General features: G+C 55.0%; 32 protein-coding genes. All 32 read right to left on the bottom strand.

Features of this window, described 5'->3' with window-relative positions; genetic code table 11:
* Positions 1–124: 124 nt before the first annotated feature.
* Positions 125–589: a bacterioferritin gene (bfr, locus tag F8N80_RS29370; RefSeq protein ID WP_084319637.1), complete on the bottom strand. Its 465-nt coding sequence runs from the start codon at positions 587–589 to the stop codon at positions 125–127.
* A gap of 149 nt (positions 590–738) precedes the next feature.
* Positions 739–2,193: a catalase gene (locus tag F8N80_RS29365; RefSeq protein WP_150785251.1), complete on the bottom strand. Its 1,455-nt coding sequence runs from the start codon at positions 2,191–2,193 to the stop codon at positions 739–741.
* A gap of 207 nt (positions 2,194–2,400) precedes the next feature.
* Positions 2,401–2,787 (bottom strand): 50S ribosomal protein L17, encoded by a 387-nt coding sequence (gene rplQ / locus F8N80_RS29360; RefSeq protein ID WP_008145500.1) that lies wholly within the window; start codon positions 2,785–2,787, stop codon positions 2,401–2,403.
* A gap of 42 nt (positions 2,788–2,829) precedes the next feature.
* Positions 2,830–3,831 (bottom strand): DNA-directed RNA polymerase subunit alpha, encoded by a 1,002-nt coding sequence (locus F8N80_RS29355; RefSeq protein ID WP_003186012.1) that lies wholly within the window; start codon positions 3,829–3,831, stop codon positions 2,830–2,832.
* Between the two features lie 22 nt (positions 3,832–3,853).
* On the bottom strand, positions 3,854–4,474 hold the full coding sequence (rpsD, locus tag F8N80_RS29350) for a 30S ribosomal protein S4 (protein ID WP_003210056.1): 621 nt from the start codon (positions 4,472–4,474) through the stop codon (positions 3,854–3,856).
* An 18-nt stretch (positions 4,475–4,492) separates the two neighbouring features.
* Positions 4,493–4,882, bottom strand: a complete 390-nt coding sequence (gene rpsK / locus F8N80_RS29345) for a 30S ribosomal protein S11 (RefSeq protein WP_002555466.1) — start codon at positions 4,880–4,882, stop codon at positions 4,493–4,495.
* A gap of 30 nt (positions 4,883–4,912) precedes the next feature.
* On the bottom strand, positions 4,913–5,269 hold the full coding sequence (rpsM, locus tag F8N80_RS29340) for a 30S ribosomal protein S13 (protein WP_003186020.1): 357 nt from the start codon (positions 5,267–5,269) through the stop codon (positions 4,913–4,915).
* A 129-nt stretch (positions 5,270–5,398) separates the two neighbouring features.
* Positions 5,399–5,515, bottom strand: coding sequence for a 50S ribosomal protein L36 (gene rpmJ, locus F8N80_RS29335; protein WP_002555468.1), 117 nt, complete (start codon positions 5,513–5,515; stop codon positions 5,399–5,401).
* A 24-nt stretch (positions 5,516–5,539) separates the two neighbouring features.
* Positions 5,540–6,868, bottom strand: a complete 1,329-nt coding sequence (gene secY / locus F8N80_RS29330; protein ID WP_064680055.1) for a preprotein translocase subunit SecY — start codon at positions 6,866–6,868, stop codon at positions 5,540–5,542.
* Positions 6,869–7,306: a 50S ribosomal protein L15 gene (gene rplO, locus F8N80_RS29325; RefSeq protein WP_007896782.1), complete on the bottom strand. Its 438-nt coding sequence runs from the start codon at positions 7,304–7,306 to the stop codon at positions 6,869–6,871.
* Positions 7,307–7,309: 3 nt separating this feature from the next.
* Positions 7,310–7,486, bottom strand: a complete 177-nt coding sequence (rpmD, locus tag F8N80_RS29320; RefSeq protein ID WP_003186033.1) for a 50S ribosomal protein L30 — start codon at positions 7,484–7,486, stop codon at positions 7,310–7,312.
* Between the two features lie 2 nt (positions 7,487–7,488).
* The gene (gene rpsE, locus F8N80_RS29315) at positions 7,489–7,989 is read right to left on the bottom strand and encodes a 30S ribosomal protein S5 (RefSeq protein ID WP_007943782.1); all 501 of its coding nucleotides are present in this window, start codon (positions 7,987–7,989) and stop codon (positions 7,489–7,491) included.
* Positions 7,990–7,992: 3 nt separating this feature from the next.
* Entirely contained in the window at positions 7,993–8,343 is a 351-nt protein-coding gene (rplR, locus tag F8N80_RS29310) for a 50S ribosomal protein L18 (protein WP_003186037.1), read from the bottom strand.
* Between the two features lie 10 nt (positions 8,344–8,353).
* Positions 8,354–8,887 carry a 50S ribosomal protein L6 gene (rplF, locus tag F8N80_RS29305; protein ID WP_003176412.1) on the bottom strand — a complete coding sequence of 178 codons (534 nt, stop codon included), beginning with the start codon at positions 8,885–8,887 and terminating at the stop codon, positions 8,354–8,356.
* Positions 8,888–8,899: 12 nt separating this feature from the next.
* The gene (gene rpsH, locus F8N80_RS29300) at positions 8,900–9,292 is read right to left on the bottom strand and encodes a 30S ribosomal protein S8 (RefSeq protein WP_003186040.1); all 393 of its coding nucleotides are present in this window, start codon (positions 9,290–9,292) and stop codon (positions 8,900–8,902) included.
* Between the two features lie 208 nt (positions 9,293–9,500).
* A complete protein-coding gene (gene rpsN / locus F8N80_RS29295) occupies positions 9,501–9,806 on the bottom strand; it encodes a 30S ribosomal protein S14 (protein WP_003176414.1) in 306 nt (101 codons plus the stop codon).
* 13 nt (positions 9,807–9,819) lie between these two features.
* A complete protein-coding gene (rplE, locus tag F8N80_RS29290) occupies positions 9,820–10,359 on the bottom strand; it encodes a 50S ribosomal protein L5 (RefSeq protein ID WP_003176415.1) in 540 nt (179 codons plus the stop codon).
* 22 nt (positions 10,360–10,381) lie between these two features.
* Entirely contained in the window at positions 10,382–10,696 is a 315-nt protein-coding gene (gene rplX / locus F8N80_RS29285; protein ID WP_003176416.1) for a 50S ribosomal protein L24, read from the bottom strand.
* A gap of 11 nt (positions 10,697–10,707) precedes the next feature.
* Positions 10,708–11,076 (bottom strand): 50S ribosomal protein L14, encoded by a 369-nt coding sequence (gene rplN / locus F8N80_RS29280; protein WP_002555479.1) that lies wholly within the window; start codon positions 11,074–11,076, stop codon positions 10,708–10,710.
* A gap of 23 nt (positions 11,077–11,099) precedes the next feature.
* Positions 11,100–11,366, bottom strand: a complete 267-nt coding sequence (gene rpsQ, locus F8N80_RS29275) for a 30S ribosomal protein S17 (RefSeq protein ID WP_003176419.1) — start codon at positions 11,364–11,366, stop codon at positions 11,100–11,102.
* A gap of 2 nt (positions 11,367–11,368) precedes the next feature.
* Complete coding sequence (rpmC, locus tag F8N80_RS29270; RefSeq protein WP_008030901.1) at positions 11,369–11,560, bottom strand: 50S ribosomal protein L29; 192 nt, start codon at positions 11,558–11,560, stop codon at positions 11,369–11,371.
* Positions 11,560–11,973, bottom strand: coding sequence for a 50S ribosomal protein L16 (gene rplP, locus F8N80_RS29265; RefSeq protein ID WP_122838845.1), 414 nt, complete (start codon positions 11,971–11,973; stop codon positions 11,560–11,562). Before rplP ends, rpmC begins: the two co-directional genes overlap by 1 nt.
* 12 nt (positions 11,974–11,985) lie before the next feature.
* Positions 11,986–12,672 (bottom strand): 30S ribosomal protein S3, encoded by a 687-nt coding sequence (gene rpsC, locus F8N80_RS29260; RefSeq protein ID WP_003176422.1) that lies wholly within the window; start codon positions 12,670–12,672, stop codon positions 11,986–11,988.
* Between the two features lie 13 nt (positions 12,673–12,685).
* Positions 12,686–13,018, bottom strand: a complete 333-nt coding sequence (gene rplV, locus F8N80_RS29255) for a 50S ribosomal protein L22 (protein ID WP_003103908.1) — start codon at positions 13,016–13,018, stop codon at positions 12,686–12,688.
* An 11-nt stretch (positions 13,019–13,029) separates the two neighbouring features.
* Entirely contained in the window at positions 13,030–13,305 is a 276-nt protein-coding gene (rpsS, locus tag F8N80_RS29250) for a 30S ribosomal protein S19 (protein ID WP_002555486.1), read from the bottom strand.
* Positions 13,306–13,321: 16 nt separating this feature from the next.
* Positions 13,322–14,146: a 50S ribosomal protein L2 gene (gene rplB, locus F8N80_RS29245; RefSeq protein WP_003176423.1), complete on the bottom strand. Its 825-nt coding sequence runs from the start codon at positions 14,144–14,146 to the stop codon at positions 13,322–13,324.
* A 14-nt stretch (positions 14,147–14,160) separates the two neighbouring features.
* Positions 14,161–14,460 carry a 50S ribosomal protein L23 gene (gene rplW / locus F8N80_RS29240; protein ID WP_002555488.1) on the bottom strand — a complete coding sequence of 100 codons (300 nt, stop codon included), beginning with the start codon at positions 14,458–14,460 and terminating at the stop codon, positions 14,161–14,163.
* A complete protein-coding gene (rplD, locus tag F8N80_RS29235) occupies positions 14,457–15,059 on the bottom strand; it encodes a 50S ribosomal protein L4 (RefSeq protein ID WP_003228735.1) in 603 nt (200 codons plus the stop codon). Before rplD ends, rplW begins: the two co-directional genes overlap by 4 nt.
* 12 nt (positions 15,060–15,071) lie before the next feature.
* Entirely contained in the window at positions 15,072–15,707 is a 636-nt protein-coding gene (gene rplC, locus F8N80_RS29230; protein WP_003186059.1) for a 50S ribosomal protein L3, read from the bottom strand.
* A gap of 80 nt (positions 15,708–15,787) precedes the next feature.
* Positions 15,788–16,099, bottom strand: a complete 312-nt coding sequence (rpsJ, locus tag F8N80_RS29225; RefSeq protein ID WP_003186070.1) for a 30S ribosomal protein S10 — start codon at positions 16,097–16,099, stop codon at positions 15,788–15,790.
* 159 nt (positions 16,100–16,258) lie between these two features.
* Positions 16,259–17,452 carry an elongation factor Tu gene (tuf, locus tag F8N80_RS29220; protein ID WP_007896660.1) on the bottom strand — a complete coding sequence of 398 codons (1,194 nt, stop codon included), beginning with the start codon at positions 17,450–17,452 and terminating at the stop codon, positions 16,259–16,261.
* Positions 17,453–17,484: 32 nt separating this feature from the next.
* Positions 17,485–19,590 (bottom strand): elongation factor G, encoded by a 2,106-nt coding sequence (fusA, locus tag F8N80_RS29215; RefSeq protein WP_150748020.1) that lies wholly within the window; start codon positions 19,588–19,590, stop codon positions 17,485–17,487.
* Positions 19,591–19,613 lie beyond the last annotated feature (23 nt).

Genomic DNA, 19,613 nt, shown 5'->3' with positions numbered 1-19,613 from the left:
GCCCCTGTCACTTCAACAGTGACAGGGGCTTTTTTGTAATGAACCTGTAGGAGCCAAGCTTGCTGGCGATAGCGGTCTCATGGACGACTTCGCCGGCAAGCCGGGCACCTACAGTTCAGCAGCATCAAAACTGCGATTGCAGGTAATTCTCCAGCCCGATCAACTTGATCAGACCCAACTGCTTCTCAAGCCAGTAGGTGTGATCTTCTTCGGTGTCATTGAGCTGAATCCGCAGCATCTCGCGGCTGACGTAGTCCTTGTGCAGCTCGCAGAGCTCAATGCCCTTGCAGAGTGCCGCGCGCACTTTGTATTCCAGGCGCAGGTCGGCAGCGAGCATGTCGGGCACGGTGGTGCCGACATCCAGGTCATCCGGGCGCATGCGCGGCGTACCTTCGAGCATCAGGATCCGGCGCATCAGGGCATCAGCGTGCCCCGCTTCTTCTTCCATCTCGTGGTTGATACGTTCGTAGAGCTCGGTGAAACCCCAGTCCTCGTACATCCGCGAATGGATGAAATATTGATCACGCGCCGCCAGCTCGCCGGTCAGCAACGTGTTGAGGTAATCGATTACGTCTGGGTGGCCTTGCATCGCCCTACATCTCCCTGCTTGAAAGTCTGTAGTTTGAACCAATGAAGCTGATTGGTCACTTCGTTTGCGCGATAAAAGCGAAGATATTCTGAGAAAACTGGTTTAAATAACGCAAAAACCGCCCAAATGAGGGCGGTTCTGCTTCTCGTTTAGACTTCGTTAAGCTGTACGCCCAACGCCTTTGCGATTGCTTCTCCGTACGCCGGATCAGCCCGGAAAAAATGCTGCAATTGACGGTCAGTCACATCACCGGAAACACCTGCCATTGCACCGGCAATGTTGTTGACCAGCAGGGTTTTCTGCTCAGCGCTCATCAGACGGAACAGCGCACCGGCGTGGCTGTAGTAGTCGGTGTCTTCGCGGTGATCGTAGCGATCCGCGGCACCGCTCAGGGCCAGAGCGGGCTCGGCATAACGAGGCGCTTGCTTCGGCGACTCGACGTAGCTGTTTGGCTCATAGTTAGGTGCCGCACCGCCATTGGTGCCTAACGCCATCGACCCATCGCGCTGATAGCTGTTCACCGGACTGCGAGGCGCGTTCACCGGCAGTTGCTGGTGATTGGTGCCGATACGGTAGCGGTGAGCATCCGCGTAAGCGAACACCCGACCTTGCAGCATGCGGTCTGGCGACAGCCCGACGCCGGGCACCATGTTGCTCGGACCGAACGCAGCCTGCTCCACTTCAGCGAAGTAGTTCAGCGGATTGCGGTTGAGTTCCAGCTCGCCCACTTCGATCAGCGGGAATTCTTTCTGCGACCAAGTCTTGGTCACGTCGAAAGGGTTTTCGTAGTGCGCCGCGGCCTGAGCCTCGGTCATGATCTGAATACACACACGCCATTTCGGGAAATCACCGCGCTCGATCGCCTCGAACAAATCACGTTGCGCGTAATCCGGATCGGTACCGGCCAGGCGTGCCGCATCTGTCGGCGCCAGGTTCTTGATCCCTTGCTTGGTCTTGTAGTGCCATTTCACCCAGTGACGCTCGCCATTGGCGTTGATCAGGCTATAGGTGTGGCTACCAAAGCCGTGCATGTGACGATAGCCGTCAGGAATGCCGCGGTCCGAGAACAAAATAGTCACCTGGTGCAGCGCCTCAGGCGAGTGCGACCAGAAGTCCCACATCATCTGCGCACTTTTCAGGTTGCTTTGCGGCAGGCGCTTTTGGGTGTGGATAAAGTCCGGGAATTTGAGTGGGTCACGGATGAAAAATACAGGCGTGTTGTTGCCGACAATGTCCCAGTTACCTTCCTCGGTATAGAACTTCAGGGCGAATCCCCGTGGATCGCGCTCGGTGTCGGCTGAACCGCGCTCACCGCCGACGGTGGAAAACCGCAGGAAGGTTGGGGTTTGCTTGCCGACGGACTCGAACAGCTTGGCGCTGCTGTACCCGGTGATGTCACGCGTCACGGTGAACGTACCGTAAGCACCCGAGCCTTTGGCGTGTACACGACGTTCAGGGATGTTTTCACGGTTGAAGTGGGCAAGCTTCTCGATCAGGTGGAAGTCGTCGAGCAGCAATGGGCCACGTGGGCCGGCGGAACGGGAATTCTGGTTATCGGCGACAGGAGCGCCACTGGCGGTGGTAAGCGTTTTACTTTGGCTCATGCGATCTCATCCTTTGTCAGTCTTGAACTGCCGGCTAATCGGCTGACTCGGAGTATTGACCATGAGCATGACGCCATCAAATTCATTGATTTGCAGGAATCGATAGAAAAAACTAATTCAGAGAATGACAGGGAACGACGCAAATCCTTTTCGAGCGCGCACAAAAAACCGGGCGCAAGGCCCGGTTTTTCGTTTCAGACTGACGTCTTACTCAGCGGATACAGCTTCACCACCGGCAGGACGATCAACCAACTCGACGTACGCCATAGGCGCGTTGTCGCCAGTGCGGAAGCCGCACTTGAGGATGCGCAGGTAGCCACCCTCACGGGTAGCGTAACGCTTGCCCAGGTCGTTGAAGAGCTTACCAACGATAGCTTTCGAACGAGTACGGTCGAAAGCCAGACGGCGGTTAGCCAGGCTGTCTGTCTTGGCCAAAGTGATCAGCGGCTCAGCAACGCGACGCAGTTCTTTAGCTTTCGGCAGTGTAGTTTTGATCAGCTCGTGCTCGAACAGCGACACTGCCATGTTTTGAAACATGGCCTTGCGGTGCGAGCTGGTGCGGCTCAGGTGACGACCACTTTTACGATGACGCATGGTTCATTCCTTACCAAACACAACGTTCGGTGATTACGACGATCAGGCAGTCGCCTTGTCGTCCTTCTTAAGACTTGCAGGCGGCCAGTTGTCGAGGCGCATGCCGAGGGACAGACCGCGGGAGGCCAGAACGTCCTTGATTTCAGTCAAGGATTTCTTGCCCAGGTTCGGAGTCTTCAACAGCTCTACTTCGGTACGCTGAATCAGGTCACCGATGTAGTAGATGTTTTCCGCCTTAAGGCAGTTAGCCGAACGTACAGTCAGTTCCAGATCGTCAACCGGGCGAAGCAGGATCGGATCGATCTCGTCTTCCTGCTCGACAACCACTGGCTCACTGTCACCTTTGAGGTCGACGAACGCAGCCAACTGCTGTTGCAGGATGGTTGCAGCACGACGGATAGCCTCTTCAGGATCCAGGGTACCGTTGGTTTCCAGATCAATAACCAGCTTGTCCAGGTTAGTACGCTGCTCGACACGGGCGTTTTCCACCACGTATGCGATACGGCGAACCGGGCTGAACGAAGAGTCAAGCTGCAAGCGACCGATGCTGCGGCTTTCGTCTTCATCGCTCTGACGCGAGTCTGCCGGTTCATAACCACGACCACGAGCTACGGTGAGCTTCATGTTCAAGGCGCCGTTAGACGCCAGGTTAGCGATTACGTGATCGGGGTTAACGATCTCGACATCATGATCCAGCTGAATATCGGCAGCGGTAACCACCCCCGAACCCTTCTTCGACAAGGTCAGCGTAACTTCGTCACGGCCGTGCAGCTTGATAGCCAGACCTTTAAGGTTCAACAGGATTTCAATTACGTCTTCCTGTACACCTTCGATGGCGCTGTACTCGTGGAGCACACCGTCAATCTCGGCCTCGACTACTGCACAGCCGGGCATTGAGGACAACAGGATGCGGCGCAGCGCGTTGCCCAGGGTGTGGCCAAAACCACGCTCGAGAGGCTCGAGAGTGATTTTGGCGCGGGTTGGACTGACAACCTGCACATCAATATGGCGGGGTGTCAGGAACTCATTTACCGAAATCTGCATGGATGCACCTATTTTCTAGCCCTTACTTGGAGTAGAGCTCGACAATCAGGCTTTCGTTGATGTCGGCGGACAGATCACTGCGAGCTGGAACGTTCTTGAAAACGCCCGACTTCTTCTCAGTGTCTACTTCTACCCATTCTACGCGGCCACGTTGGGCACACAGATCGAGAGCTTGGACAATGCGAAGTTGGTTCTTTGCTTTCTCGCGAATCGCGACCACGTCACCAGCACGAACCTGGTACGACGGCACGTTTACGGTCTGACCGTTAACGCTGACGGATTTGTGCGATACCAGCTGACGGGATTCGGCACGAGTAGAGCCAAAACCCATACGGTATACAACGTTGTCCAGACGGCATTCGAGCAGTTGCAACAGGTTTTCGCCGGTTGCACCTTTCTTGCCAGCAGCTTCTTTGTAGTAGCCGCTGAACTGACGCTCGAGAACGCCGTAGATACGACGGACCTTCTGCTTTTCACGCAGTTGGGTGCCGTAATCGGACTGGCGACCGCGGCGTTGGCCGTGGATACCAGGTGCTGCTTCAATGTTGCACTTCGATTCGATCGCGCGCACGCCGCTCTTCAGGAAGAGATCGGTGCCTTCGCGACGAGCGAGTTTGCATTTTGGACCAATGTAACGAGCCATTCTTTACAATCTCCTGGATTACACGCGGCGCTTCTTCGGCGGACGGCACCCGTTGTGCGGGATTGGCGTCACGTCGGTGATGCTGGCGATCTTATAGCCACAGCCGTTCAAAGCACGGACAGCAGACTCACGACCTGGACCTGGACCTTTGACGTTAACGTCGAGGTTTTTCAGGCCGTATTCCAGCGCAGCTTGACCAGCACGTTCAGCAGCTACTTGAGCAGCAAACGGGGTGGACTTGCGGGAACCGCGGAAACCCGAACCACCGGAGGTAGCCCAAGAAAGCGCGTTACCTTGACGGTCGGTGATGGTCACGATTGTGTTGTTAAAAGAAGCATGGATGTGGGCGATGCCATCAACCACTGTCTTTTTAACTTTTTTACGAGGACGAGCAGCAGGTTTTGCCATGATAATTTTCCTGTCGATTCGCTGGGGCGATTACTTGCGGATCGGCTTACGCGGACCTTTACGGGTACGCGCGTTAGTCTTGGTACGCTGACCGCGTACTGGAAGACCACGACGATGACGCAGACCGCGATAGCAACCGAGGTCCATCAAACGCTTGATTTTCATGTTGATTTCGCGACGCAGGTCACCTTCAGTGGTGAACTTCGCCACTTCGCCACGCAGCTGTTCAATCTGCTCGTCGCTCAGATCCTTGATCTTTGCGGCTGGGTTTACCCCAGTCACTGCACAAATTTTCTGTGCAGTTGTGCGACCAACACCATAGATGTAGGTCAGCGAGATAACAGTGTGCTTGTTATCTGGAATGTTAACGCCTGCAATACGGGCCATTCAGTGGGACTCCAATTGACAGCTACCTACGCCCCGGAAGCCAAGAAATAGGGCGCGAGATAATATCGCTGTAATAACAAATAATCAACCCGGCAGCGCACTAGCTGCCGGGCTTCAAGCGGATCACACTCAGCCTTGGCGCTGTTTGTGACGCGGTTCCGCGCTGCAAATTACTCGAACAACACCTTCGCGGCGAATAATCTTGCAGTTACGGCACAGCTTTTTCACCGATGCACGAACTTTCATCACCAACTCCTCGAACCTTATGGGTCAGCGCAGCATGCCGCTGCCGTAACCCTTCAGGTTGGCTTTCTTCATCAGGGATTCGTACTGGTGCGAAACGAGGTGCGATTGTACTTGGGACATGAAGTCCATCACAACCACGACGACGATCAGCAACGAGGTCCCGCCAAGGTAGAACGGAACGTTTGCTGCAACCACCAGGAACTGGGGCAACAGGCACACGGCCGTCATATATAGAGCACCGAACAGGGTCAAACGGGTCAGAACGCCATCAATGTAGCGCGCCGACTGCTCGCCTGGACGGATACCCGGAATAAAGGCACCGGACTTCTTCAGGTTTTCCGCTACGTCTTTCGGATTGAACATCAACGCCGTATAGAAGAAGCAGAAGAAAATAATCCCTGCACTAAACAGCAGAATATTCAACGGCTGACCAGGAGCGATCGACTGCGAGATGTCCTGCAACCAGCCCAAACCTTCGGACTGGCCGAACCAGGTACCCAACGAAGCCGGGAACAGCAAGATGCTGCTCGCGAAAATGGCCGGAATGACACCGGCCATGTTCACCTTCAGCGGCAAGTGGCTGGTCTGCGCAGCGAAGACCTTGCGGCCCTGCTGGCGCTTGGCGTAGTGAACAGCAATACGACGCTGACCACGCTCAATGAACACCACGAAACCGATAATCGCTACTGCCAGCAAACCGATGGCAACCAGGGCGAAAATGTTGATATCACCCTGACGCGCAGACTCGAAAGACTGCCCGATCGCTCTCGGAAGACCGGCGACGATACCTGCGAAAATCAACATCGAGATACCGTTGCCAACACCACGCTCAGTAATCTGCTCACCCAGCCACATCATGAACATCGCACCAGCCACAAACGTGGATACCGCGACGAAATGGAAGCCAAAGTCACCAGTGAACGATACGCCCTGCCCCGCCAGACCGATGGACATGCCAATGGCCTGAACAAGAGCGAGGACGACAGTGCCGTAGCGGGTGTACTGGGCGATCTTGCGACGCCCAGCTTCACCTTCCTTCTTCAACTGCTCCAGTTGCGGACTGACGGCGGACATCAGCTGCATGATGATCGATGCCGAAATGTACGGCATGATCCCCAGTGCAAAGATGCTCATCCGTTCCAGCGCGCCGCCGGAAAACATGTTGAACAAGCTAAGAATGGTCCCCTCATTCTGTCGAAACAGGTCCGCGAGTCGGTCCGGGTTGATACCTGGAACCGGGATGTGTGCGCCTATTCGGTAGACGATAATCGCCAGGAACAGAAAACGCAGACGAGCCCAGAGTTCAGACATACCGCCTTTGCCGAGCGCAGAGAGAGCACCTTGCTTAGCCATTTATTCCTCGAACTTGCCGCCAGCTGCTTCGATAGCCGCACGCGCACCTTTGGTGGCGCCGATTCCCTTGCCGATAGTGACAGCGCGAGTCACTTCACCGGACAGCATGATTTTCACACGCTGTACGTTGACGTTGATCACGTTGGCATCTTTCAGGGACTGCACGGTGACGATGTCGCCTTCCACTTTAGCCAGCTCGGACAGACGCACTTCTGCGCGGTCCATGGCTTTCAGGGAAACGAAACCGAACTTCGGCAGGCGACGATGCAGCGGCTGTTGACCGCCTTCAAAGCCTGGAGCAATGGTGCCACCGGAGCGGGAGGACTGACCTTTGTGGCCACGGCCACCGGTCTTGCCCAAACCACTACCGATACCACGGCCCGGACGATGCTTTTCGCGACGGGAACCCGGCGCTGGACTCAGATCATTGAGTTTCATCGATTAACCCTCGACACGCAGCATGTAGTAAGCCTTGTTGATCATCCCGCGATTCTCGGGAGTATCAAGTACTTCTACAGTGTGACCGATGCGACGCAGACCCAGACCCTTAACGCACAGCTTGTGGTTAGGGATGCGGCCGGTCATGCTTTTGATCAGCGTAACTTTAACGGTAGCCATGATCAGAAGATCTCCTTGACGCTTTTGCCACGCTTGGCGGCAATGGATTCAGGAGACTGCATGGCCTTCAAACCTTTGAAAGTGGCGTGAACCACGTTTACCGGGTTAGTCGAACCGTAGCACTTGGCGAGAACGTTCTGAACGCCAGCAACCTCGAGGACAGCACGCATAGCGCCGCCAGCGATGATACCGGTACCTTCAGAAGCAGGCTGCATGTACACCTTCGAAGCGCCGTGACCGGACTTCATTGCGTACTGCAGCGTGGTGCCGTTCAGATCAACTTGGATCATGTTGCGGCGAGCAGCTTCCATTGCCTTCTGGATCGCAGCAGGCACTTCACGTGACTTGCCACGGCCGAAGCCAACACGCCCTTTACCATCACCTACCACGGTCAACGCGGTGAAAGTGAAGATACGGCCGCCTTTAACGGTTTTGGCTACGCGGTTAACTTGAACCAGCTTCTCGATGTAGCCTTCGTCGCGCTTTTGGTCGTTATTTGACATAACTTAGAACTCCAGCCCAGCTTCACGAGCAGCATCAGCCAGCGCCTTGACGCGGCCGTGGTACTTGAAGCCAGAGCGGTCGAAAGCCACCTGCGAGACGCCAGCGGCTTTTGCACGCGTAGCGACCAGCTGGCCAACCTTAGTGGCCGCGTCGATGTTGCCAGTGGCGCCATCACGCAGTTCTTTATCCAAAGTCGAGGCACTTGCCAGGACTTTGTTGCCGTCGGCCGAAATGACCTGGGCGTAGATGTGCTGCGACGAGCGGAACACGCAGAGACGCACGACTTCGAGTTCGTGCATTTTCAGGCGTGCTTTGCGAGCGCGACGCAGTCGAGTAACTTTTTTGTCGGTCATTTGCTATGCCCTACTTCTTCTTGGCTTCTTTACGACGGACGACTTCGTCCGCGTAGCGCACACCTTTGCCTTTGTACGGCTCTGGTGGACGGAAGTCGCGGATCTCGGCGGCCACTTGACCTACCAGCTGCTTATCGATGCCCTTGATCAGGATATCGGTCTGGCTAGGAGTCTCAGCGGTGATGCCTTCCGGCAGTTCATAATCCACTGGGTGCGAGAAGCCAAGAGCCAGGTTCAGCACTGTGCCTTTTGCTTGCGCTTTGTAACCAACACCGACCAGCTGGAGCTTGCGCTCGAAGCCTTGGCTTACGCCTTGGACCATGTTGTTTACCAACGCACGAGTGGTACCAGCCATTGCGCGAGTCTGTTGATCGCCATTGCGAGCAGCAAAACGCAGCTCACCGGCTTCTTCAACAATCTCAACGGACGAATGGATGTTCAGTTCGAGAGTGCCCTTGGCACCCTTCACCGAAAGCTGTTGGCCTGCGAATTTGACTTCGACACCGGCTGGCAGCTTAACGGGGTTCTTAGCGACGCGTGACATGCTTATCCCCCCTTAGAACACAGTGCAAAGAACTTCGCCGCCGACACCGGCAGCGCGCGCAGCACGATCCGTCATCACACCTTTGTTGGTGGAGACGATAGACACACCGAGACCGCCACGAACTTTCGGCAGATCATCGACGGACTTGTACTGACGCAGGCCTGGACGGCTAACGCGCTTCACTTCTTCGATGACCGGACGGCCTTCGAAATATTTCAGCTCGATAGACAGCAGTGGTTTGATTTCGCTGCTGATCTGATAACCCGCGATGTAGCCTTCGTCCTTCAGGACTTTAGCTACAGCCACCTTCAACGTGGAAGAAGGCATGCTTACGACGGACTTTTCAGCCATCTGGGCATTACGGATTCGAGTTAGCATGTCCGCTAACGGGTCCTGCATACTCATGGGCTAGACGCTCCTAATACAAAAAAATAAGCCTTGCGGCTACTACCTTCGCCGAGAAACTCCGCACGAAAAAAGCACGGGCTCAGGCGAGCCGGGTATTCTAGACACACCCCACAAATGAATCAAGCCCCAAAAGGGGCTTGATTCAAGTTCAAGGTCACCGGTGGTCAGGATCTTGCGATCCTGGACACCGAGACTTTGACAGTGCTTACCAGCTGGCTTTAACCAGACCAGGTACGTCACCACGCATTGCAGCTTCACGCAGTTTGTTACGGCCAAGGCCGAACTTGCGGTAAACGCCGTGTGGACGACCGGTCAGGCGGCAGCGGTTACGCATGCGCGAAGCGCTTGCGTCACGTGGCTGCTTCTGCAGAGCGACTGTAGCTTCCCAACGTGCTTCTGGACTTGCGTTCAGATCAACGATGATAGCTTTCAGTGCTGCACGCTTTTTGGCGTACTTGGCAACCGTGAGCTGACGCTTCAGCTCGCGGTTTTTCATGCTCATCTTGGCCATTTTCCTACTCCAATCAGTTGCGGAACGGGAATTTGAAAGCACGCAACAGGGCGCGACCTTCATCATCGTTCTTGGCAGTGGTGGTCAGGGTAATGTCCAGACCGCGGAGAGCATCGATCTTGTCGTAGTCGATTTCCGGGAAGATGATCTGCTCTTTAACGCCCATGCTGTAGTTACCACGACCATCGAAGGACTTGGCATTCAGGCCGCGGAAGTCGCGAACCCGAGGCAGGGAGATCGACAGCAGACGATCCAGGAATTCGTACATACGCTCACGGCGCAGGGTCACTTTGACGCCGATCGGCCAACCTTCACGGACTTTAAAGCCAGCGATGGATTTCCGAGCGTAAGTCACAACGACTTTCTGACCGGTGATCTTTTCCAGGTCGGCAACAGCGTGCTCGATGACTTTTTTGTCACCGACCGCTTCGCCCAGACCCATGTTCAGGGTGATTTTTGTAACGCGTGGAACTTCCATCACGTTCGAAAGCTTAAGTTCTTCCTTAAGTTTCGGTGCGATTTCCTTCCAGTAAATCTCTTTTAGTCGTGCCATGGTCTTATCTACCTAGCAGTGTTCAAGCATCAACCGCTTTTTGGGTCGACTTGAAGACACGAATTTTCTTGCCGTCTTCTACTTTGAAACCAACGCGGTCAGCCTTGTTGGTTTCGCCGTTGAAAATGGCGACGTTAGAAGCGTCCAGTGGAGCTTCTTTTTCGACGATACCGCCTTGCACGCCCGACATCGGGTTAGGCTTGGTATGACGCTTGACCAGGTTCAGACCGCCAATAACCAGACGGTTGTTAGCGAGAACCTTAAGCACCTTACCGCGCTTACCTTTGTCTTTGCCGGCGATCACGATGATCTCGTCGTCACGACGAATCTTTTGCATGTCGGATCTCCTTACAGCACTTCTGGGGCGAGCGAGACGATCTTCATGAACTTCTCAGTACGAAGTTCACGGGTCACTGGCCCAAAGATACGGGTGCCGATCGGCTCTTGCTTGTTGTTCAGAAGAACAGCAGCGTTGCCATCAAAGCGGATAATGGAGCCATCAGCACGACGTACGCCGTGACGAGTGCGGACTACAACAGCAGTCATCACTTGGCCTTTTTTCACTTTACCGCGAGGAATTGCTTCCTTCACGGTAACTTTGATGATGTCACCGATACCAGCGTAACGACGATGGGAGCCACCCAGCACCTTGATGCACATAACGCGGCGTGCGCCGCTGTTATCGGCCACATCGAGCATGGATTGAGTCTGAATCATATAATTTCTCCGACCCCTAGTCCTTAGACTTCCACAGCGCGTTCGAGAACATCAACCAGCGCCCAAGACTTGGTCTTGGCCAAAGGACGAGTTTCACGAATAGTGACTTTGTCGCCGATGTGGCACTGATTGGTTTCGTCGTGCGCGTGCAGCTTAGTCGAACGCTTAACGTATTTACCGTAGATCGGGTGCTTTACGCGACGCTCGATCAGAACGGTGATGGTCTTGTCCATTTTGTCGCTGACAACACGGCCAGTCAGCGTACGGACGGTTTTTTCGGCTTCAGCCATGATTACTTACCTGCCTGCTGTTTGAGCACAGTCTTCACGCGAGCGATGTCACGCTTAACTTGCCGGAGCAGGTGAGACTGCCCCAACTGGCCAGTTGCTTTCTGCATGCGCAGATTGAACTGGTCGCGCAGCAGGCCGAGCAGTTGCTCGTTAAGCTGCGGCGCGTCTTTTTCACGAAGTTCATTCGCTTTCATCACATCACCGTCCGTTTAACAAAAGCGGTGGCGAGCGGCAGCTTTGCAGCAGCCAGGGCAAAAGCCTCACGCGCCAGCTCTTCAGAAACACCCTCGATTTCATACAGGACCTTGCCTGGCTGAATCTGGGCAACCCAGTACTCGACACTACCCTTACCTTTACCCATCCGAACTTCGAGGGGCTTTTTGGAAATAGGCTTGTCCGGGAATACACGGATCCAGATCTTGCCGCCACGTTTAACGTGACGGGTCAGTGCACGACGCGCTGACTCGATCTGACGAGCGGTGAGACGACCACGAGCTACAGACTTCAGCGCATACTCGCCGAAGCTGACTTTGCTACCGCGCAATGCCAGGCCACGGTTGTGACCAGTCATTTGCTTGCGGAACTTCGTACGCTTTGGTTGCAACATTTGGCGTACCCCTTACTTAGCAGCTTTTTTACGAGGCGCTGGTGCTTGTGGTTTCAGTTCTTCTTGGCGACCACCAATTACTTCGCCCTTGAAGATCCAAACCTTTACACCGATCACACCGTAGGTGGTGTGAGCTTCGTAGTTGGCATAGTCGATGTCGGCACGCAGGGTGTGCAGTGGCACACGACCTTCGCGATACCATTCAGTACGTGCGATTTCAGCACCGCCGAGACGACCGCTCACTTGGATTTTGATGCCTTTGGCACCAATGCGCATGGCGTTCTGTACGGCGCGCTTCATAGCGCGACGGAACATTACGCGACGCTCCAGCTGCTGAGCTACGCTCTGCGCAACCAACATACCGTCGAGTTCCGGCTTGCGGATTTCTTCGATATTGATGTGCACAGGCACACCCATTTGTTTGGTCAGGTCCTGACGCAGTTTCTCAACATCTTCACCTTTCTTCCCGATAACGATACCTGGACGAGCGGTGTGGATGGTGATACGTGCAGTTTGAGCCGGACGATGGATATCGATACGGCTTACGGACGCGCTTTTTAGTTTGTCTTGGAGATACTCACGCACCTTCAGATCAGCGAACAAATAGTCCGCATAAGTCCGACCGTCTGCGTACCAGACGGAGGTGTGCTCCTTGACGATTCCCAGGCGAATGCCAATGGGATGTACTTTCTGACCCATCTCTTCGACTCCGTTACTTGTCAGCAACCTTGACAGTGATATGGCAAGACCGCTTGACGATGCGATCAGCACGGCCTTTGGCACGTGGCATGATGCGCTTCAGCGAACGCCCTTCGTTGACGAAAACGGTGCTGACTTTAAGGTCATCAACGTCTGCGCCTTCGTTATGCTCGGCGTTGGCTACGGCCGACTCCAGCACTTTCTTCATGATCTCGGCGGCTTTCTTACTGCTGAAAGCCAACAGGTTGAGCGCTTCGCCCACCTTCTTCCCGCGGATCTGGTCGGCGACCAAGCGGGCTTTCTGGGCGGAGATTCGAGCGCCCGACAACTTAGCGGCTACTTCCATTTCCTAACCCCTTAACGCTTGGCTTTCTTGTCTGCCACGTGCCCACGATAAGTGCGGGTACCGGCAAACTCGCCCAGTTTGTGGCCGACCATGTCTTCGTTCACGAGAACTGGGACGTGTTGACGACCGTTGTGTACTGCGATGGTCAAACCGACCATTTGTGGCAGGATCATCGAACGGCGCGACCAGGTTTTCACTGGTTTGCGATCGTTCTTTTCCGCCGCCACTTCGATCTTCTTCAGTAGGTGAAGATCGATAAAAGGACCTTTTTTCAGAGAACGTGGCACTGTCGTATCCCTCTATTTACTTGCGACGACGGACGATCATTTTGTCGGTACGCTTATTACCACGAGTCTTCGCGCCCTTAGTCGGGAAGCCCCATGGCGATACCGGATGACGACCACCAGAGGTACGACCTTCACCACCACCATGTGGGTGGTCAACCGGGTTCATGGCAACACCACGAACGGTTGGGCGAACGCCACGCCAGCGTTTGGCACCAGCTTTACCCAGCGAACGCAGGCTGTGCTCGGAGTTCGAGACTTCACCCAGGGTCGCGCGGCATTCAGCCAGCACTTTACGCATCTCACCAGAACGCAGACGCAGGGTCACGTAGACACCTTCACGAGCGATCAGCTGAGCCGAAGCACCAGCGGAACGAGCGATCTGTGCGCCTTTACCTGGCTTCAATTCGATGCCGTGTACGGTGCTACCAACTGGAATGTTACGCAGTTGCAGAGCGTTGCCCGGCTTGATCGGTGCCAGGGCACCTGCGATCAGCTGGTCACCAGCACTCACGCCTTTAGGGGCGATGATGTAGCGACGCTCGCCATCTGCGTACAGCAGCAGAGCGATGTGAGCAGTACGGTTTGGATCGTATTCGATACGCTCGACAGTGGCAGAGATGCCATCTTTGTCGTTGCGACGGAAATCGACCAGACGATAATGCTGCTTATGGCCACCACCGATGTGACGAGTGGTAATGCGACCATTGTTGTTACGACCACCAGTCTTCGATTTCTTCTCGAGCAGCGGTGCGTGAGGAGCGCCTTTATGCAGCTCCTGGTTGACCACCTTGACCACAAAACGGCGGCCAGGGGAAGTCGGTTTGCATTTAACGATTGCCATGATGCACCCCTTCCTTACTCAGCACTGCTGCTGAAATCGAGATCTTGGCCTGGCTGAAGGGAGATAACTGCCTTCTTCCAGTCATTACGCTTGCCCAGACCGCGAGCAGTGCGCTTGCTCTTACCCAGAACATTCAGGGTAGTAACACGCTCTACTTTCACGCTGAACAGGCTTTCGACGGCCTTCTTGATTTCCAGCTTGGTTGCGTCAGTTGCAACCTTGAAAACGAACTGGCCTTTCTTGTCTGCCAGAACCGTAGCCTTCTCGGAAACGTGCGGGCCAAGCAGAACTTTAAATACGCGTTCCTGGTTCATCCCAGCAGCTCCTCGAATTTCTTCACGGCCGACACGGTGATCAACACCTTGTCGTATGCGATCAGACTAACTGGATCGGAACCTTGCACATCACGTACATCTACGTGCGGCAGGTTGCGAGCAGCCAGGTACAGGTTCTGATCAACAGCGTCCGACACGATCAGAACGTCGGTCAGGCTCATGTTGTTCAGCTTGCCCAGCAGGTCTTTGGTTTTCGGCGTTTCAACGGCGAAATCCTGAACCACGACCAGACGATCAGTACGCACCAGCTCAGCAAGGATGGAACGCATTGCTGCGCGATACATCTTCTTGTTCAGCTTCTGGGAGTGATCCTGAGGACGAGCTGCGAAAGTGGTACCGCCGCCGCGCCAGATTGGGCTACGGATAGTACCGGCACGAGCACGGCCAGTACCTTTCTGACGCCATGGGCGCTTACCGCCACCACGAACGTCGGAACGGGTCTTTTGCTGCTTGCTACCCTGACGGCCGCCGGCCATGTAGGCCACGACTGCCTGGTGAACCAGCGTCTCGTTGAATTCGCCGCCAAATGTCAGTTCGGAAACTTCGATCGCTTGAGCGTCATTTACATTTAATTGCATGTCAGCTTCCCCTTAACCGCGAGCCTTGGCTGCTGGACGTACAACCAAGTTGCCGCCAGTAGCGCCAGGAACAGCGCCCTTGACCAACAACAGATTGCGTTCAGCGTCCACGCGCACTACTTCGAGGGACTGCACGGTCACGCGCTCAGCGCCCATATGACCGGACATTTTTTTGCCCTTGAATACACGACCAGGAGTCTGGCACTGGCCGATAGAGCCTGGAACGCGGTGGGACACGGAGTTACCGTGGGTATTATCTTGCCCGCGGAAATTCCAACGCTTGATCGTACCCTGGAAGCCTTTACCCTTGGACTGACCGGTTACATCAACCAGTTGACCAGCGGCGAAGATTTCAGCGTTGATCAGATCGCCGGCCTGGTACTCGCCTTCTTCAAGACGGAATTCCATTACGGTACGACCAGCGGCAACGTTCGCTTTAGCGAAGTGGCCAGCCTGAGCAGCTGTAACACGCGAAGCACGACGCTCGCCTACAGTGACTTGCACTGCACGATAGCCATCGGTCTCTTCAGTTTTGAACTGGGTGACGCGATTCGGCTCGATCTCAATGACCGTGACCGGAATGGAGACACCTTCTTCGGTGAAAATACGGGTCATACCGCATTTACGACCGACTACACCAATAGTCATGTTGTAAACCTCATGAGTGTACGGGGCTTTCACCCGCTATGGCCGCCCATTTCAGAGCGTTACACGACTAAGACCGAGTCTTAGCCGAGGCTGATCTGCACTTCCACACCGGCCGCAAGATCAAGCTTCATAAGTGCATCAACGGTTTTATCCGTTGGCTGGACAATGTCCAGAACGCGCTTATGAGTACGGATCTCGTACTGGTCACGCGCGTCTTTGTTGACGTGCGGGGAGACCAGAACGGTGAACCGCTCTTTACGGGTAGGCAGTGGAATTGGACCACGCACTTGAGCACCAGTACGTTTCGCGGTTTCCACGATTTCCTGGGTGGATTGGTCGATCAGGCGATGGTCAAAAGCCTTCAACCTGATACGGATTTGCTGATTTTGCATTGGATTTCAGACTCCGGCTGCTATTCCCACCGAGCGCAATACGCCCGTTAAAAGGAGGCGCAATTCTATAGACGCCCCATATGGGTGTCAACCCAATAAAAAAGCCCCCCGCTGAGCGGAGGGCTTTTTCAACTCATCGAAGCTTACTCAAAAAAGAGCTTACTCGATGATTTTGGCTACGACGCCAGCGCCGACGGTACGACCGCCTTCACGGATAGCGAAACGCAGACCGTCTTCCATTGCGATGGTCTTGATCAGGGTGACAACCATTTTGATGTTGTCGCCTGGCATTACCATTTCAACGCCTTCCGGCAGTTCGCAGTTACCAGTCACGTCAGTAGTACGGAAGTAGAACTGTGGACGGTAGCCTTTGAAGAACGGAGTGTGACGACCGCCTTCTTCTTTGCTCAGTACGTAGACTTCAGCTTCGAACTTGGTGTGCGGCTTGACCGAACCTGGCTTGACCAGAACCTGGCCACGCTCAACGTCGTCACGCTTGGTACCACGCAGCAGAACGCCGCAGTTCTCGCCAGCACGACCTTCGTCGAGCAGCTTACGGAACATTTCAACACCGGTGCAGGTGGTGACGGTAGTGTCACGCAGACCAACGATTTCCAGTGGATCCTGAACCTTGACGATACCGCGCTCGATACGGCCAGTTACAACAGTACCGCGACCGGAGATCGAGAATACGTCTTCGATTGGCATCAGGAACGGCTTGTCGATAACACGGACTGGATCTGGAATGTAGCTGTCCAGAGTCTCAACCAGTTTACGAACGGCAGTGGTGCCCATTTCGTTGTCGTCTTGGCCGTTCAGAGCCATCAGAGCCGAACCGATGATGATCGGAGTGTCGTCACCCGGGAAGTCGTAAGTGCTCAGCAGATCGCGCACTTCCATCTCAACCAGCTCCAGCAGCTCAGCGTCGTCAACCATGTCAGCCTTGTTCAGGAAGACAACGATGTACGGAACGCCAACCTGACGGGACAGCAGGATGTGCTCACGGGTTTGTGGCATCGGACCATCAGCGGCCGAGCAAACCAGGATAGCGCCGTCCATCTGAGCAGCACCGGTGATCATGTTCTTCACATAGTCAGCGTGACCTGGGCAGTCAACGTGAGCGTAGTGACGGATCAGCGAGTTGTATTCAACGTGCGCGGTGTTGATGGTGATACCACGAGCCTTTTCTTCCGGAGCGCTGTCGATCTTGTCGAAAGCAACAACGGCCGAACCGAAAACTTCGGAGCAGACGCGAGTCAGGGCAGCGGTCAGCGTGGTTTTACCGTGGTCGACGTGACCGATGGTGCCAACGTTGACGTGCGGGAGGGTACGGTCAAATTTTTCTTTAGCCACGACAATTAACTCCTAGCCTAAAGGGGGCTGAATCAGCCTTGTTTTTTGGTAACAGTTTCGACGATGTGCGACGGAGCTGTATTGTATTTTTTGAATTCCATAGAGTAGCTTGCGCGACCTTGGGACATGGAACGGACGTCGGTCGCATAACCGAACATCTCACCCAACGGAACTTCGGCACGAATTACTTTGCCGGAGACCGTGTCTTCCATACCCAGGATCATGCCGCGACGACGGTTAAGGTCGCCCATCACGTCACCCATATAGTCTTCAGGTGTAACAACCTCTACCGCCATGATCGGCTCAAGCAACTCACCACCGCCCTTCTGGGCCAGCTGCTTGGTTGCCATGGAAGCAGCCACCTTGAACGCCATCTCGTTGGAGTCGACGTCGTGGTAGGAACCATCGAACACGGTAGCCTTCAGGCCGATCAGCGGATAGCCGGCGACAACGCCGTTCTTCATCTGCTCTTCGATACCCTTCTGGATAGCCGGGATGTATTCCTTAGGAACCACACCACCCACTACTTCGTTCACGAATTGCAGACCTTCCTGACCTTCGTCAGCAGGAGCAAAGCGGATCCAGCAGTGACCGAACTGGCCACGACCGCCGGACTGGCGAACGAACTTGCCTTCAATTTCGCAATTCTTCGTGATGCGCTCACGGTACGAAACTTGAGGCTTACCGATGTTGGCTTCGACGTTGAACTCACGGCGCATCCGGTCAACCAGGATGTCCAGGTGCAACTCGCCCATGCCGGAGATGATCGTTTGACCAGTCTCTTCGTCGGTTTTGACGCGGAAAGATGGATCTTCCTGAGCAAGCTTGCCCAGAGCGATACCCATTTTTTCCTGGTCGTCCTTGGTCTTAGGCTCTACGGCAACCGAAATAACCGGCTCCGGGAAGTCCATGCGAACCAGGATGATTGGCTTGTCAGCGTTGCACAAAGTCTCACCGGTGGTGACGTCCTTCATGCCGATCAAGGCCGCGATGTCGCCAGCGCGTACTTCCTTGATTTCTTCACGGGCGTTTGCGTGCATTTGCACCATACGACCCACGCGCTCTTTCTTGCCTTTAACCGAGTTGATCACGCCGTCGCCGGAGGCCAACACGCCCGAGTAAACGCGGACGAAGGTCAAGGTACCCACGAATGGGTCGGTAGCGATCTTGAACGCCAGCGCCGAGAACGGCTCGCTGTCGTCTGCGTGACGCTCCATTTCCTTGGTCTCGTCATCCGGGTCAGTACCCTTGATGGCAGGAATGTCGGTAGGAGCAGGCAAGTAGTCGATCACGGCATCGAGAACCAGGGGAACACCCTTGTTCTTGAAGGAAGAACCGCAAACAGCCAGGACGATCTCACCAGCGATAGTACGCTGACGCAGAGCGGCCTTGATTTCCACGTTGGTGAGTTCTTCACCTTCGAGGTACTTGTTCATCAGCTCTTCGCTGGCTTCGGCCGCAGCCTCAACCATGTTGCCGCGCCACTCGTCAGCCAGTTCCTGCAGCTCAGCAGGGATAGGCTCGCGACGTGGAGTCATGCCTTTGTCAGCGTCGTTCCAGTACACAGCTTCCATGGACAGCAGATCGATCTGACCCTGGAAGTTGTCTTCGGAACCGATTGCCAACTGGATTGGCACCGGGGTGTGACCCAGACGCTGCTTGATCTGACCGATCACGCGCAGGAAGTTGGCACCAGCACGGTCCATCTTGTTTACGTAAACAAGACGTGGAACGCCGTACTTGTTGGCTTGACGCCATACGGTTTCCGACTGAGGCTCAACACCCGAGGTGCCGCAGAACACAACGACCGCGCCGTCGAGAACACGCAGGGAACGTTCAACTTCAATAGTGAAGTCAACGTGGCCCGGGGTGTCGATGACGTTGAAGCGGTATTGGTCCTTGTGCTGCTTCTCGGAACCCTGCCAGAAGGCGGTAATGGCAGCAGAAGTAATGGTAATACCACGCTCCTGCTCCTGCACCATCCAGTCTGTGGTCGCGGCGCCGTCATGCACCTCGCCCATTTTGTGACTTTTGCCAGTGTAAAAAAGGACGCGCTCGGTGGTGGTGGTTTTACCAGCATCCACGTGAGCAACGATACCAATGTTACGGTAGCGGTTAATCGGTGTTGTACGAGCCATAAAGCCCTCGCAAAATTAGTGAC

This window comes from Pseudomonas fluorescens (genome assembly GCF_902497995.1).
In the GTDB taxonomy this organism is placed as follows: Bacteria; Pseudomonadota; Gammaproteobacteria; order Pseudomonadales; family Pseudomonadaceae; genus Aquipseudomonas; species Aquipseudomonas fluorescens_BK.
Note: the sequence above shows the minus strand (reverse complement) of the source record. Positions and strands in the feature narration are given on the sequence as shown.